Raw genomic sequence first — 15,133 nt, forward strand, 5'->3', positions numbered from 1 at the left:
CCCTCACCCAATCCGGGGAGCAGCACAGTGCAACGAAGTCACACCGACACGACGGCCCGACCAAGCGTGCCCGGCAGATTCGTCACGGGCCTGGGCGCCGGCGCCGTGGCGCTGGTCGCGAGCGTGGCCGGCGCCGGAACCGCCCACGCGACCGAAGACGACGCCAAGGCGTGCGGGACGGTCGCCATCGAATGGTCCGTCGACGACGGCAAGACCTGGTCCAAGGCGGGCCTGTTGGGGTCCCTCGCCACCAAGGTGAGCGTGCGGATCGCCGGCAACGTGCCGAAGTCCTGCACGTACAAGGTCACCCTCGCCGCGTACAGCGCGGAGGGCCCCACCTGGAAGACCTCGGGGGTGCAGCGCTATCTCGGATCCCGCACGGTGTCCCTCACCGGTGCGCACCGCGGCGCCGCTCTCGACATCGCCCGCCACGCACCGCCGTGCTTCGGCCAGATCGACCTGTACGGCAACGACAAGGTCTTCGACGGGAAGGCCAATCCGCTGCCGCGCTATCCGGACGCGAAGTTCCCCACCGACCTGATCGCGGGTTGGAACGGCGGCAAGGAATGCGCGCCGTCGTCGCCGAAGCCGTCGACCAAACCGCCGACGTCGGCGCCGCCGTCCAGCACGGCTCCGCCGACCACCGCCGTGCCCAGTGCCGGCCCGTCGACCTCGAAGCCGAGCCCCTCGACCTCCGCCTCCGCGACGTCGAAGCCCCCCTCCACCTCGCCCTCGGCGTCGGCGTCGGCCTCGACGCCTCCCGACGACCAGCGCACTCCGCCCGCCTCGGGCGATGCGCCGGGCCAACTGGCTCACACCGGCGCGAATGACGGCGTGCTCCGGATCGCCGGCGCGTCCGCGGCGGTGCTCGTCTCCGGGGTCGGCGCACTTTTGCTGATCGGCCGTCGCCCCCACCGGCGCGACCCCCGCCGGCCGGGCGCCGCGGGCTGATCGCCCGACCCCGGACCTCCCGGGCCCTTGGGCCGGTCCGCCCGCGAACGGGCGGCCCGCTCGGGGCCCGACATCCCGAACACGCGGATCGCCCGACGCTCCTCGCACCCCGGGGGACGTTGCCCTAGGCTCCCGACGTCGCACCGCGCCGGTGTCCCTTTCGGGGCCGGGCCGTGATGTGTCGTGGCCCGTTCACGGGCCCCTGCCGATCGCGGGTAAGTCGACTTCGGTTGCCTCGAAGTACCGTGGAGGGCTTCTTGCGATTTCGTTCGCTCAAATTCGTGTTGCCCGCGTTCCTGTTGGTCGGCGGTGCCGTCACCTTCGGGGTCGCGTCGGGGAACTCGGACAACTCCAAGGCCACGGTGCCCACCACCGAGAACGCCTATGTGAGCCAGGTGGCTCCGGCCAGGACCCACGACTCGCAGACCTGGTTGTCGGTGTGTCCGGAGACCTGCGAGGGGGTCGCGCGCTCCGAGCGTCGCGCCTTCCTTCGGTTCACCGTCGCGGGCGTGCCCGCCGGCGCCCGGGATGTGCGGCTCGATCTGGACCTGTACTCGGCCCGGACCACCGACACTTCCGTACAGGTGCACAAGGTCACCGGTTCCTGGTCGGCGAAGACGCTGACCTGGAACCGGCAGCCGGCGTTCGGGGACGAGGTGGGCTCGCGCGACGGGTTCGCCGCGGGGCAGGTCGGATCCATCGACGTGTCCTCGGCGTTCACCGGCAACGGTTCGTACGCCTTCGCGCTGACCGCGGCCAAGGGTGCGCAGGGCGTCTTCCAGTCCACGCGCGCGGGAGCCGCCCAGGCTCCCCGGCTCTCGGTCCGCTGGACCGATCCGTCCACCCCCACCACCGGGGCGCTGCCCTTCGAGATGCCGTCCACGGCGGCACTGCGCGCGAGCGAGAAGAAGGTGTACGCGCACTACTTCACCCCCTACCCCGCCTCCCTCGACAACAAGGAGCCGAATCAGGACTACTACCAGCGCAATTACCTCGACCCGGCGGGCGAGAGCGGCAAGCACGCCGCCTACGGAGGTCTGCTGCGGGATCGGCCGGTGCCGCGTGCGCCGCTGTCCGGGGATTGGCAACTCGCGGACATGCGGCGGGAGATCCGGGATGCGACCGCGGCCGGTGTGGACGGCTTCACCGTCGACGTACTGAACACCACCGGTGCGCACTGGAGCAGGCTCAAGACGCTGATCAAGGCGGCCGAGAGCACCGATCCCGGCTTCACGATCGTGCCGATGCCGGACATGACCTCGCTCAAGGACGTCACTCCCGCCGGTCTGGCCACGGCGATGGCCGATCTGGCGTCCTCTGCCTCCGTCCGGCGTCTCGCGGACGGTCGGGTGGTGATCTCCCCCTTCAAGGCGGAGCAGCAGACACCGCAGTGGTGGGGGCAGTTCATCACCGCGATGGAGAAGTCCCATCGGATCGAGGTGGCCTTGGTCCCGGTGTTCCTGAACTTCTCGGCGAACGCCGACAAGTACGCCTCGGTCAGCTACGGGTTCTCCAGTTGGGGCAATCGCAGTCCCAACCGCCAGGGCAACATCCGGTCGGACATCGCCAAGGCGCACAGCCTCGGCAAGATCTGGATGCAGCCGGTCGCGGTGCAGGACGAGCGTCCCAACCAGGGGATCTACGACGAGGCGAACAACACCGAGAACCTGCGGGTCTCCTGGGACAACACCATCTCCGGCGGCGCCGACTGGGTGCAACTGACCACCTGGAACGACTACTCCGAGGGCACGCAGTTCGCGCCCTCGGCCAACTCGGGGCACACCTGGGTCGACATCTCGGACTACTACCTGGTCCGGCTCAAGACCGGGGCGTGGCCCGCGATCACCCGGGACACGGCGTATCTCACGCATCGCGTCCAGTTCGCGGCGGCCCGGCCGACGGGCGGTCAGACGAAGTTGATGACCCCCAGGGCGGGGACCAACCCGCCCAGGGACTCGGTGGAGGTGCTCACGTTCCTCGTCGCCCCGGCGACGGTGAACGCGACGATCGGCGGCGCCGGCCAGAGCTACCAGGCCGCCGCCGGTGTGCAGGCGAGGCTGTTCCCGCTCGCCTACGGCACCAACTCGGCGTCGATCGCGCGCGGAGCGGCCACGGTCGCGACGGTCTCCTCCGCACACGTGGTGCGCAAGGACTTCGCCGCGCAGGATCTCGGCTACCGAGGCACGAGCAGCGGCCGGCCCGACGCCGGCTGACGCGTCACGGCAGGAAGTACGACCGGCGGGGCCGGGCCCGAACAGGCCCGGCCCCGTCGCCTGTTCGGCACACTCTCGGCTCGGCGTCGGGACCATCGCACGCTGCGCGCTCCGACCTCGGTCCGGTTCACGACACACAAACACGACGGCCCGGATGCGCGATGGGGGTCGCGCATCCGGGCCGTCGTGGACTCGCACGGGATCGGACGGGGGTGAGACTCCGAACGCCGTACGGGTACGGGCGGTGCGGGCTCGGGCAACGAGTGCCGGGAGGGTACGTCTCCCCCGCGCCGTTGAGGGGGAACGCCCGGCCGTCGTCCGAGCCCGCGCCGCTCAGTTCCCTGAAGCCGCCTCGGCGGACGTCGGGTGGTCGGCCGACCGGTCGCAGAACTCGACCGACCGCTGCACGCTCTGCGGAGGCTTCGTGCCGCCGGTGCGAGTACCGCCTCGGGTGCCGCCACCGCGACCTCCGCGGCCTCCACCCATGGACGAAGCAGAGCAAATCATGTCGGATTTCCTTCCGTTCCCGAAGGATGGCGAGGGTTGGTTCGGGAGAACCGTGGGTTCTCGTCGAAGGCGAGCACCCGCTGCAGTCGGGGTCGGGCTCTTCGATGCGACCAGCCTGCGCCATGTCGCGCATCGGGCCAAGTGCCCACAGGCTGAAGGAATATGGCGTGAAGGACAAGCGGCTCTGGCGCTTGCGGACCGGGGTGGGCACCGGCCGGCGCCGGGCCCGTCAGTCCAACAGGCGCAGCTCTTCCAACCAACGCCGCGCGGCCTTTGTCACCGGGTCGTCGGCGCCGCGTGCCCGTACCTGGGCCCGGAGCACCGAGGGACCGACGTCGAGCCTGGCTCGCAGCCGCGCCACGCGCCGCCAACTGGTATACGCGTTGTCCGCGAGGTGCCGGAGCGCCGTATCCGACTCGGCGTCCGCCTCCGGTTCGAGGACCAGGTCCGCGTATATCCTCGCGGCCAGTTCGGGCTCCCCGGTCAGGGCGGCGACGTAGGCGCGCACTTCCCGGGCGCCCCGTGGGGGACGGGGATCGTCCGCGGTGAGCTGCACGGCACGGGTGCGCGCCTCGGTCCAGTCCTCGGCTTCCACCGCGGCTCGGATCCGCACGAGCAGGGCGTGTCGGCGCTCGGCGGCGGAGGCGTCGGGGATCGGTTCGGGGACGGGCTCGACGCCGGTCGTGTGCGGGCTCTCGACCGTCTCGACCTCCACCGGCGCGGCGTCGGGTCGGCCGGCGGCCGGCCGGCCGGGCGGTCCCTCGACGAGCACCGGTCGCGGTGGACGGGGCGGGGTGTCCGGGGCCGGATGCGCGTCCACGGCCGTCACCTCGCCGTTCCCGTCGACGATCAGCGGCCATCGGGTGCCGTCCGCCTCGACGGCCACGGCCCGCACCGCCCGGCCAAGGCTCAGCGCCTCGACCGAGACCCGACGAATCGCCTCCGTGCGGGCGAACTCCACCGGCGCGGGCACGAGTACACCGTCCACCACCGTCTCGCCCCGCGCGGTCGTCTCGATCACGATCACCGGTAGGGCCGGCACCGAAGCCGGGTCGATCATGTGCGCCTCCCGTGGATTGTCGACGCGCGCCGCGCCCGCGTCGTCCGGTCTCGATCGAGACCTCCCTGCGCGTGCGACGGCGCGAGTCGGCGATCGCGCATCGGGGACACCATAGGGCCATCCACACCGATGGACGCGTATTTCCGTGCCGAAATCGGAATGCCGCCGATGAGTGCCGGCCGCGCACAATGGATATTCGTCCGGTGTCCTTGACGTCGGGATCCGCCCTTTGCTTCACTGAGGCGGGCGAATGGATCGGTAATGCGGCGCCGTCCCTGTCCCCCCGGGCCCGGAGACCGGATCACCCGGCCCGCGACAGCCTGCGTCCACGGAGAGCGACGCCCACGAGCGGGCGCGTCGGGGTCGCATCGCTGGGCAATCAGTCCGGTTCCTTCCGTTTTGCCCCCTCTCTTCATCCGTTTCGACACCGGTACAGGCCACCCACCGTCACCCGGGGCCATGCCCCCGGGAACCACTCCCCTTTTTCCCGAAGCATTTCGAATCGGCGATCACGGCAGATGCCGGACCGCCGCCTCGAATATCGAAATCCCGACCGCGCGGCGGAAGTCGGAAACCCGCTTTCCGTCACCTGGCAACCACCCATTACTCGAACACGCCGATCAGACCGCCTCCTCGAGTTCGGTCGTCGGCGCCTCGTCCTCTCCGGGCGCCGATCGGATCGACTCGTCGGCGCGCACGAAAGGGCCCTCCAGGCCGCGCCCGGCGAGCACGAACGCGTCCAGGGCGGCCTTCAGGAGCGGGTTGTGGTTGGCGGTGCGATACAGCGCGGACACCCGGCGGTGCGACGGGGTCTGCGCCAGAGGTACGGCGACCATGCCTTCGCGGGGCTGGTAGGCCAGGCCGGGCACGATGGCCACCCCCGCGCCGGCCGCGACCAGGCCCTGGACCACGTCGTAGTCGTTGCTCCGGAAGGCCACCCTGGGGGCGAACATGTGCGCCGCGCAGATCCGGAACAGGCTGGTGGCGCCCGCGGTTCCCGGCCTGCTGGCCACCCACCGCTCGTCGGCCAGGGCGGCGAGGTCGATGCCGTCGGCATGGCGCAGCGCGTGATGCCCGGTCGGTACCAGCACGACCAAGGTCTCCTCGATCAGCGGGAACGCCGTGAGTTCGACGGGCCACACCCGGGGCACCAGGTCGTAGGCGAAGACCAGGGTCAGGTCCAGGTCGCCCTTTTGCACCTGCGGCAGCAGGTCGTCGGGCTCGGCCTCGTCGAGCAGGATCTCCGCGCCGGGATGCGAACGGGTCAACTCCGCCACCGCCGAGGGGACCAGGCGTTCCCCGGCGGTGGGGAAGGTGCCCAGGCGCAGGCGCCCGCTGCGGCCCTGGACCACGTCGCGGATGTCGCGCTCCAGGCTGTCCAGTACGGCGATCGACTCACGGGCCCGCTCGGCGATCGTGAAGGCCATCCCGGTCGGCCGGATCCCGTGCGCCTCGCGCTCGAACAGCGGTGTGCCCACCGCGCGTTCCAGGGCGGCGATCTGTTGGGACACGGCGGAGGCCGTGTATCCGGTGCGGCGTGCGGCGCGGGCGAACGATCCGGTGACCACCACCTCGACGAGCGTGCGCAGATGCAGGGGGTTGAGCATCACATTTCCTTGGCCTGGCTCGAACGGGGGTTGAGCATCAGAGTTCCTTGCCCTGGCTCGAAAGAGGTCGCGGTCTGGCGGATCTTGGCACCTGTGGTGCCGGCCACGACGCTGATGGAGCACGTCGACCGAATCGATCGTTGGCTCTCGAGGAGTGCTTCGCCATGTCGGATGTCCTGTCGCTGATGGATCAGTGGGGGCCGGAGAAGGTCGTCTCCGTGTCACACACCCGAACCGGTATGAAGGGCGTGTTGGTCATCGACAACACCGCCCGTGGGATGGGCAAGGGCGGTACCCGGATGTCCCCCACGGTGACCACCGGCGAAGTGGCCCGGTTGGCCCGGGTGATGACGTGGAAGTGGGCCGCGGTGGACCTCTTCTACGGGGGCGCCAAGGCCGGGATCGTCGGCGATCCCACCGGTCGGGACAAGGAGGCCGTACTGCGGGCGTTCGCCCGGGCGTTGTCGAACGAGGTGCCCGCCGAGTACGTGTTCGGCCTGGACATGGGGCTGACCGAGGACGACGCCGCGATCATCCAGGACGAACTGGGCGACCGCGGGGCCGCGGTGGGCACGGACGCCGTATTGGGCGGGGTGCCCTACGACCGGCTCGGGGTGACCGGGTACGGGGTCGCGGAGGTGGCCGACGCGTTGGCCGCGCGCATCGGCCTGACCCTGGACGGGGCGCGGGTGGTGGTCCAGGGGTTGGGCGCGGTCGGTTCGGCCGCGGTGCGCCGGTTCGCCGAGCTGGGTGCGACGGTGGTCGCGGTCTCCTCCGTGCACGGGGCGTTGTGCGACCCGGCCGGTCTGGACGTCGAGCGCCTGTTGCGCCTGCACGCGGAGTTCGGCGATCTCGCGGTCAAGGAGTACGCCGGCGGGGTGGTGCAGGCATTGGGCTCCGAACTGGTCGTGCCGGCGGAGGTGTTGGTCCCGGCGGCGCTGCAGGACGTGATCGACGAGGGGGTGGCCGGTCGGATCACCGCCCGATTGGTGGTGGAGGGCGCCAATTTGCCCACCTCGCCGGCCGCGCAGCGCGTCCTCGCGGAGCGCGGGGTCGTGGTGGTGCCCGACTTCATCGCGAACGCGGGTGGCGTGGTGGCCGCCGGGTTCGCGATGGACGCGCGGTATTCCGCGTTCCGGCCCGACGCGGAGGTGATCCGGGCGAGCGTGTCCACGAAGTTGCGGGAGAACGCGGTTCGGGTGCACGAGGAGAGCGCGCGTCGTGGGGTCACGTCGCACGAGGCCGCTCGCGCGTTGGCGCAGGAGCGGGTCCTGGCGGCGATGCGGCTGAAGGGACGGGTGGCCTCCTGACCGTTGCGTCGCGGCGCGAACTCCGGGCCCGGGGTCACCCGTCCGCGGGCGCGGCGGCTCCGCGCGACGCCGCCGGCGAGGTTCCCGGGAGGTCATCGGGTTCAGGTGTGGGTGTCCAGGGACAGCGGCATCTGGCAGAAGGTCTCGATCTCCTCCTGGAGTTCGCGCACCCGCGTCTCGCGCACGCGCATCGGCCGACGCAGGCGCTCGTGCACCAGCATGACGAGGGAGCGCAATCCGTCGACGCGCCAGGACGGTTCGATGCGCAGCACGGGGCGTAGCGCCTCGGTGGTCGCGTCGATCTCGTCCAGGTTCGCGTAGGCGAGTGCGATGGACACCCGGGCGATCATCTCGTCGGCGCTCGAATAGCGTTCGGGCGTGATCGAGGCGTACATGCCGAGCGCGGTCTCGCCGCATTCGATCGCGCGGCGTTCGGCGCCGGGGATGAACACCCGGGTCAGTGCCTCGTAGGCGCTTTGTTCGGCCGGGTCGAAGACGAGCAGGCCGCCGATCTCGTCCAGTTCGTCGCGGCGGCCCGACTTGCGGGCGTCGGCCGCGGCGCGCAGTGCCGCCGAGGCGGCGAGGGCGTCGCCGAGGGTGGCCTGGGTGAGGGCGACCAGGGAGTGCAGCCAGACCGATGCGGTGCCCACCCCCATGTCGCGTACGGAGGCGCCCAGTCGGGCGTAGCGCAGTGCCTCGTGGACCCAGCCGGCGCGGTAGGCGATCAGCGACTGTACGCCGCGCAGCCAGACCTCGGCGCTGGGGTCGCGCGCCTCCACGACCGCGTCGAGCAGGCCGGCCTGGGCCATTGCCAGTGCTTCGCGCGTGTCGCCGAGGTCGTGCAGGGCCCACGCGGACACGCCGCGTGCCAGGGCCTTGGTCAGCGGGTCGACGCGCGAGTCGTCGGGGTCGCCCGGTGCCCGCAGGGTGGTGGCGTGTCGCCGGACGGCGACCAGTTCCTCGTGGATGCTCGGCAGCGCGGTGTGCGGGTATACCGCCGCGAGGCGTCGGACCGCCGCGGCCGTCCGGGCCGGGGACGGGAACTCGATCGTGTCCCTGGGCCCGCCGAGAACGTCGACCTTGTTCGTGAGTTTCATGCGTCGTCTCTCCGCCGATGCGAGATCGTGCCTGGCGGTTGCCAGGATCCCGGCAGGGAGCGGGCACGCAAAGGTCGCCACGGTTACCCGTTCTCGGTAAACCGAAAGGTAACCGCATGGAATGCGGGACATTGCGGACCCGGGCCGCCGGATCGCCCGCGACGAGCGGCGGTCCGGTGCTGTCGACGGATGGTAATACGCCGGAAACATCGATGCCGTGAATCGGCCGCCGGGAAATATCGGAAGCCAAGAGTTCGACGTCGAACTGTTGCGCCGTTCGAGGTCCTGCCGCTGTTCGTCGAACGCTCTCCTATGTATGCTCCGATTCAGTTCCGCTCAGTTCCGCTCAGTTCCGTCCCGTTTCATTCCGGCCGGTCCGCGCATCGACGCGGCGCCGGGGGCATTCGATCGCGACCTCCCGTCGATCGCCGCCGTAACCGGATTTCCACTGCGCGTCACCCCCATGTCGCGTAAGTGCCGATTCCTGATATCGAGGAGCCCCCCGTGGCAATTGACGTCGCAGCCGACCGACCCGTCGTCCTCGTCGAGATCTCGGCCGATCACTCCGTGCGCGTGGCCGGAGAGGTGGTCGTCGTGTCCCCGGGGGACGATCCGCGCGGGGCGGCGCTGGCCGTGGTCGCCGAGCGGGCGCGGTTGCTCGGGCAGCCGGTGCGGGTGCACGCGCGGGAGGCGGACGGCACGATCTTCCCGTTGGACGTGTACGCGGATCGCTCGATCGCCGAGGCGGGGGCGCCGATCCCGGCCGCGCGTCGGCGCGGCATATTCGGCCTGCGTCGCCCCGGGTCCCCCTCGGCCGCCGAGCCGACCCCGGCCGAGGGCGCGCCGCCGGCGACGGTGGCACCGGGCGCCGTGGCGACGCCGGTCGAGGCCGGTGTGGCGACGCCGTCGTGGACCCCGCCGCGGCCGGCCGCGAACGCGCGTCCGCCGGCCCCCGCGGCGCACGCCTTCGGCGCCGGCGTGCCGGTGCCCGGCGCCGAGCAGCGCCGACTGCTCGACCTGATCCGGGCGGCGATGGGCACCGGGGACCACGCCGGCGCGCTGACGCTGGCCGCCGAGTTGGACTCCCGCACGGGCACGACGGCGGCCGGTGCGGCGGAGCGATTGGCCGCGCGCGAGGTCCACGGGTACGTGGCGCTGGCCACCGGGCATCCCGAGGTGGCGGTGCGGTTGTACGCCGAGGCGGCCACGCTCGGTGACGGCGGGAGCGGGGAGGCGCCGGCCCGGATGGCCGCCAACGCGCACTTTTGCTGGCTGCGCGTGACCGACCCGGTGGCGGCGGACGCGGCGGGCGCGTTGGTGCTGCACGCGTACGCGGTCGGCGGGGCCGCGGATTCGCCGGGGGCACGCGCGGCGCGGCGGCGGCTGACGGCGGCGCGGACCGGTTCCTGAGCGGCCGACCGGGCCCGATCGCGGGCCCGGTGCGGCGCGGTCAGGGGTGGGCGAGCGGGCGCGGCGGCGCCGGGTTTCCGCTGCCGCCGACGCACGGTCCCCCGGCCCAGAGGCGGTGCAGGTCGTCGGGGGTCAGCGGGCTGCGATATGCCTCGCGCACCACCTCGCGGGCCACCGGGCCGCCCTCCTCGATCAGTCGGACGAACCAGTCGAATCCGGCGGGATACGCCCAGAGGTAAGAGCGCAGGAGCGGGTTGGCCCCGCGGTCGCCGATCAGGTCGGCGATCTCCTGGTCGTCCCAGAACGGCACGCGCGCGCGGGCGTGCGCGGCACACGCGCCGGCGCCGACGCCCCGATTGATCGCCAGGTGCAGTTCGCTGCGCACCAGTTGGAGATAGTGGTCGAGGCGTACCCGGGCGATCAGCACGTCGTCGTCGGGTGCCACGAGCAGCGGCATCGCCTGGGCCAGGCCCTCCAGGACCACCTGGGTGGGCCCGTGTACGGACAACACCCGCACCCACGGCACGTCCTCGCTGCCGCAGCGGTCCGCGAAGCTCGCCGCCTGGAGGCCGTGGCCGAGCACTTCGTGCAGGGCGAACTGCCGGGTGCCGGCCCGGGTGAAGCGGGCGTTGCGCGGATTGAGCCGCAGCCGCACGTTCAACCCGGCGCCGTCGAGCCAGTAGGCCCAGTAGGCGTCGACGTCGACACATTCGATACTCAGCTCGTACGCCGCGTGCGAGCCGGTGAGCGCACGGACGGCCGGCTCGTACCCGGCGGCCGCCGCCCGGATCTCGGCGGACACCTGCTCGCCGGCCACCGGCTCCTCCAGGACGCACAGGTCCCGATCGGTGGCCTCGTGCCAGCCGATCCCCAGCTTGTCCAGGAGCCGCTGGGCCAGCAGGCCGCGTTCGCCGACGTAGTCGGCCGACCAGCCCGCGACCGCGCATCCCTGGGTGGCCCGCACATACGGGCCGAGGGCGGGCCGTTCGCCCAATTGCGTTCCCAGGTAGGCGAGATCGGCGGCCAGCCGGCCGGCCAGGCCGGGCACCTCGGCCACCTCCGGCGCCGACGCGAGCGCGGTCAGCCGCGCGTGCACCTCCAGCCGACTGCCGGCCGCCGGCACCGGATCGGCCCGCGGAAAGAAGTCGAAGTCGATGATCGCGGCACCGCCCCGCTCGATCTCGAAGCGGTGCCAGGCGCGGATCGCCGCTTCGACCTCGTTACGCACTGTCATGAACCACATCCCAACGCAGCGTCACGTATTCGTTGGCGACCAGGTCCTGCCTGGAGAGCGTCACGTGCAGTCGGTCCTCGTCGAGGCTCCAGCGGGTGTGCTGGGTGATCGAGTTCTCCGAGCCGTCCGGATGTTCCTCGACCGCGCCGCACCCGCGGAACTCGGCGACACCGTGGTGGGTCACGCTCAGGGAGAATTGTCGCGTGGGCCGCGCGATGGCCTGGTGCCAGTACGTCGCGTCCACGAACATCCCTCCCTCGCACACGTATTCGATGACGGTAGTCTCCCCGGGCGGCACCGGGGGCGAGATCTGGCAGGCGAACTTGGTCAGCCCGGTGGTGTCGTACAGCCGCTGGATCGCGATCTGTCGGTCGCACGCGTCGGTGGGGGTGATGGTGAGCCGGCCGCGGGTGCGCTCGAACCACAACTCCCGGACCATCCGGGTGAGCGGGCGGCCGGTCAGATTGAGCACCACCTGGCGGTAGGTCAGCCGCACGTGTCCGTCCCGGTCCACCACGATGTCCACGTCGAGCGAGAGTTCGACCGCGTCGCCGAACGGGTGCGGCGCATCCGGGGAGGGGTCCCGGGGGGTCGGCTCCCAGTAGTCGGCCTCGCCCCGCTGCCCGGGCTCGCGCCGATCGGCGCCGGCGGTGCGCCGCGCGCGGGTCCAGGTGCCGGGCGCGACCGGGGCCGGCGCCTCCGCGGGCACGTCCTCCTCCCACGGCTGCGGGGCCAGACCCAGCATCTCGCCGGGAATGCGCAGGCCCTGGGAAACACGCTCGACCACGTGCTGTTGGCGGACCTGAGCCCTTCCCTTGACGTAATCGGCGACTCGGCTCGGCGTCATCTCGCACAGCCGCGCCAATTTGCTCAGAGTAAATCCGAGGTCATCCTGGGCGAGCCGGAATATGGCCCCCAGATCGCGGTCGGCGCAGGCCCTGATCATGGCCGGGGTGGCCAACAGTGCGGTAGGCAGCGGGTTTCGGTCTTCAATTTTAGACATTCTGAGCCCCCGTGACTGAGCCGACCCTACGCGGCCCACGTAGTTACCGGTGAATTTACCAGTCCTAGGTAACGTCCTCGACCTTATGTCGATTCCCACTCCGATACACAATCTACAAACCGGCGTTCAATCGAACGCGGTCCGTGACATTCGAATGTCCCAAACGATCGGCGGACGCAATGCGGGACGGGCAAATGGGGCCGACGGGTACGTATCACCGACGCCTGATTCTCCCGCCCACGGGCGGCCGCGACGCTGCCCGCGGCCCGGTCGCCGGGTCGCCGATCCGGGACCCGTCCGTCGCGTCGGCTGCCGCGCCGCGCCGCGACGACGGGCGCGCCGCATCACCCGTGAACCGTCCCCGCGACGTGAAGAGCCAGGAGATCATGTCCGCATCGACAGACTTCCGACCCGTCCTGGTCGAGCGGAAGCAGGCCGGCCCCGGCTCCGCGCCCGCGATACCGCGCCCCCGGCCGAGCGATGCCGGCCCCCACCGACGTGTGCTCTACCGGGGTACCGACCCCGCCGCCGTGCACGCGGCGGTCGCGTCCCGCCTGGGCCCGCACCGCCTGCGCGTGCCCGGCGGTCGGATCAACGCCACCTTCCGGGCCCTGCACGAGGGCGTCGTCACCATCCACGAACTCGCCTACGGCGCTCGGGCCGACGTGTACCTCGACGGCAGCTCGCCGGACTACCTCATCCCCATCCGCCACCGCGGTTGGGGCCGGGTGCTCATCGACGGCACGGAGAACACGCTCTCCCCCTGTGTCCTGGGCCCCGATCGCCCGTCGCGCCTGTCCTGGGAGCCCGACACCTCCGTGGTGCTCCTGCGCATCCCCGGCGAGGTGATGCAGCGCGCCATGGGCACCGGAGTGGTTCGCTCGCCCTGGGGCTCCCGCGAGTTGGGGCCCTACCTGGACGCCGGCGACCTCGGGGTGCGGCAGTGGCTCTCCCTGGCCCGCGACTTCGCCACGATGGTCGACTCGGGCGGCGGGCACCTGGTCGGTTCGCGCACGGCCACCCGGCACTTCGAGCAGGTCCTCGTGCACGGCCTGCTCTCCTGCGCGCCCGCCCACGGCACCGGTCCGCTGCGGACCGGCTCGGGGGCCGACGAACCCAACGGGCTGCGCCGGGCGTTGGCGTACTGCGCCGAACACGCCGGGGAGCCGATCTCGGTCGGCGCCGTGGCCGCGGCGGCCGGGATGAGCGTGCGCACCCTCCAGGAGAAGTTCCGCGTGCACCTGGGCGTGACCCCCGTCGGCCACCTGCGCCGGGTGCGTCTGGCGGGCGCGCACGCCGACCTGGTCAACGTGGCCGAGGGCAGGTCCCGGGACACCGTGACCGACATCGCCCTGCGCTGGGGCTTCGGCCACCTCGGGCGCTTCGGGTCGATGTACCGCGAAACCTATGGGCAGTTGCCGTCGTACACCCTGCGGCACGGGGCCGCCGAGGACAAGGTGTCGCGCGCCGCGGGATGACCGGGCGCGATCGGGCGGTCGGCGGCGCCGCCGGCCGCCGGCTCACCCCGGCGGAGGCGGCACGGTGGCCCGGAAGTGCTCACGGGCGTCGGCGGTGCGCCCGGTGCCGTACACGCGCAACACCTCGGCCAGGCCCGGGTGCTCCGCCGCGAGCAGTTCGGCCGCGGCCTCGATCTCGGCGGCCGAGGCCGCCGCCCGCAGCACGGCCCGCACCGAGGCGACCGGATCGGCGGGCGGCCCGGTCAGCACCTCCGGCCCGTTCAGCCGCAACGCCGTACGAGTGCTGGGCTGATGCGATCTGATCCGCTCCAGCGCGACGGTCCGGTCGGCGGCCGGCAGCCGCTCGAAGTCGGCGGAGGCGACCAGCGCCTCGATCTCCTGGAGCCGGGACAACACGGCCGGATTGCCGATCTTGGCCCGCTGACCGGACATCAGTTGGGAGAGCATCGGCGCGGACAGGCCCAGCACGGCCGCGAGTTCCAGCTGCGACTTGCCCAGTCGTCCCAGGAGTCGGCGGAAGCGATCCTGCAACGGCTCGCCGTACCACTGGGTTTGCCGCGCGCGGTTGCGCGCGATGGCTTCCTGGTCCCCCGGTGCCTTCGTCATCGTCGCATGATGCTCCCCGGACGACACGTTTGCAATTGCAATTTCGACTCCGGTGACCGGTCGTCGCGTGGCCTTCGGCACAGGATCGGAAATCGCGCGGGTTCCGGCTCGCTTCACGGTGTCCCGAGCGGGGTCCAGCGAAACGTGCCGTCGTCGCGATAGGTGCAGCGCACCCGCGTGCCCGACGTGGTCCGTGCCTCGGCCGACACCTCGTACCAGTCACAGGGGGCGCCGCCCGCGACGGGCGACGGGGACCCGGTGCCGGCGTGGGGGTGGGCGCCGGACGGGTGCCGGGGGACACCGCCTCCGTCACGGTGGAGCCCGTCATCCGCGGAGGCGACTCCGGTGCGGCCGGGTCGGCCGGGTCCCCGCCGATGGTCAACCACGCCGTGGTCGCCCCCATGACGGCCAGTCCGCCCAGGAGCAGCAGGCCGCGCCGCCGCACGACACGTGTCGACGGACGCGCCTTTCCGGCCGGCGGCGAGGCGGGTGCGAACGTACCCCGAAGGCCTTCGGCAGCGCCGAGTACGTGGCGCGGCGGCGCATCGCTCGTCGGCGCGGGCGTCGGCGCGGGCGTGGGTGCGGCCGTAGGCCGGGGCCCGGGTCCGGAGGTGGGCCCCGGCACGGGTTCGGGCATCGGCCCGGGCAGCGGCACGA

General features: G+C 72.0%; 11 protein-coding genes. 5 read left to right on the plus strand and 6 right to left on the minus strand.

Annotated elements, in window-relative coordinates; genetic code table 11:
* Positions 1–27 precede the first annotated feature (27 nt).
* Entirely contained in the window at positions 28–951 is a 924-nt protein-coding gene (locus B4N89_RS50385; protein ID WP_161501027.1) for a hypothetical protein, read from the plus strand.
* A 257-nt stretch (positions 952–1,208) separates the two neighbouring features.
* On the plus strand, positions 1,209–3,164 hold the full coding sequence (locus B4N89_RS43955; protein WP_235619339.1) for an endo-1,3-alpha-glucanase family glycosylhydrolase: 1,956 nt from the start codon (positions 1,209–1,211) through the stop codon (positions 3,162–3,164).
* Positions 3,165–3,900: 736 nt separating this feature from the next.
* Here the strand turns inward: B4N89_RS43955 and B4N89_RS43960 are convergent.
* Both B4N89_RS43960 and B4N89_RS43965 read right to left on the minus strand, forming a co-directional pair.
* Positions 3,901–4,731 (minus strand): hypothetical protein, encoded by an 831-nt coding sequence (locus tag B4N89_RS43960; RefSeq protein WP_078982210.1) that lies wholly within the window; start codon positions 4,729–4,731, stop codon positions 3,901–3,903.
* Positions 4,732–5,351: 620 nt separating this feature from the next.
* Entirely contained in the window at positions 5,352–6,338 is a 987-nt protein-coding gene (locus B4N89_RS43965) for a LysR family transcriptional regulator (protein WP_078982211.1), read from the minus strand.
* Between the two features lie 164 nt (positions 6,339–6,502).
* Here B4N89_RS43965 and B4N89_RS43970 point away from each other — a divergent pair, with 164 nt between their 5' ends.
* Entirely contained in the window at positions 6,503–7,648 is a 1,146-nt protein-coding gene (locus tag B4N89_RS43970; RefSeq protein ID WP_078982212.1) for a Glu/Leu/Phe/Val family dehydrogenase, read from the plus strand.
* A gap of 101 nt (positions 7,649–7,749) precedes the next feature.
* Here the strand turns inward: B4N89_RS43970 and B4N89_RS43975 are convergent, their stop codons facing one another.
* Positions 7,750–8,745, minus strand: coding sequence for a hypothetical protein (locus B4N89_RS43975; RefSeq protein WP_078982213.1), 996 nt, complete (start codon positions 8,743–8,745; stop codon positions 7,750–7,752).
* A gap of 504 nt (positions 8,746–9,249) precedes the next feature.
* Here B4N89_RS43975 and B4N89_RS43980 point away from each other — a divergent pair.
* Positions 9,250–10,155: a hypothetical protein gene (locus tag B4N89_RS43980; protein ID WP_078982214.1), complete on the plus strand. Its 906-nt coding sequence runs from the start codon at positions 9,250–9,252 to the stop codon at positions 10,153–10,155.
* Between the two features lie 40 nt (positions 10,156–10,195).
* Here the strand turns inward: B4N89_RS43980 and B4N89_RS43985 are convergent, their stop codons facing one another.
* Positions 10,196–11,389 (minus strand): hypothetical protein, encoded by a 1,194-nt coding sequence (locus B4N89_RS43985; RefSeq protein ID WP_078982215.1) that lies wholly within the window; start codon positions 11,387–11,389, stop codon positions 10,196–10,198.
* Positions 11,376–12,392: a helix-turn-helix domain-containing protein gene (locus B4N89_RS43990; protein WP_143658303.1), complete on the minus strand. Its 1,017-nt coding sequence runs from the start codon at positions 12,390–12,392 to the stop codon at positions 11,376–11,378. The genes B4N89_RS43985 and B4N89_RS43990 overlap by 14 nt, the downstream gene beginning before the upstream one ends.
* A gap of 386 nt (positions 12,393–12,778) precedes the next feature.
* On the opposite strand from B4N89_RS43990, the gene B4N89_RS52350 reads away from it, so the two are divergent.
* Complete coding sequence (locus tag B4N89_RS52350; RefSeq protein WP_161501028.1) at positions 12,779–13,870, plus strand: AraC family transcriptional regulator; 1,092 nt, start codon at positions 12,779–12,781, stop codon at positions 13,868–13,870.
* A gap of 42 nt (positions 13,871–13,912) precedes the next feature.
* Here the strand turns inward: B4N89_RS52350 and B4N89_RS44000 are convergent, their stop codons facing one another.
* Entirely contained in the window at positions 13,913–14,476 is a 564-nt protein-coding gene (locus tag B4N89_RS44000) for a helix-turn-helix domain-containing protein (protein ID WP_078982218.1), read from the minus strand.
* Positions 14,477–15,133: the final 657 nt, after the last annotated feature.

This window comes from Embleya scabrispora, assembly GCF_002024165.1.
Classification (GTDB): Bacteria; Actinomycetota; Actinomycetes; order Streptomycetales; family Streptomycetaceae; genus Embleya; species Embleya scabrispora_A.

Coding starts and splice junctions, on each gene's coding strand:
- B4N89_RS44000 (WP_078982218.1), bottom strand. CDS start 14,476: ATGACGAAGGCACCGGGGGACCAGGAAGCCATCGCGCGCAACCGCGCG.
- B4N89_RS43970 (WP_078982212.1), top strand. CDS start 6,503: ATGTCGGATGTCCTGTCGCTGATGGATCAGTGGGGGCCGGAGAAGGTC.
- B4N89_RS43965 (WP_078982211.1), bottom strand. CDS start 6,338: ATGCTCAACCCCCTGCATCTGCGCACGCTCGTCGAGGTGGTGGTCACC.
- B4N89_RS43975 (WP_078982213.1), bottom strand. CDS start 8,745: ATGAAACTCACGAACAAGGTCGACGTTCTCGGCGGGCCCAGGGACACG.
- B4N89_RS52350 (WP_161501028.1), top strand. CDS start 12,779: ATGTCCGCATCGACAGACTTCCGACCCGTCCTGGTCGAGCGGAAGCAG.
- B4N89_RS43990 (WP_143658303.1), bottom strand. CDS start 12,392: ATGTCTAAAATTGAAGACCGAAACCCGCTGCCTACCGCACTGTTGGCC.
- B4N89_RS43960 (WP_078982210.1), bottom strand. CDS start 4,731: ATGATCGACCCGGCTTCGGTGCCGGCCCTACCGGTGATCGTGATCGAG.
- B4N89_RS43985 (WP_078982215.1), bottom strand. CDS start 11,389: ATGACAGTGCGTAACGAGGTCGAAGCGGCGATCCGCGCCTGGCACCGC.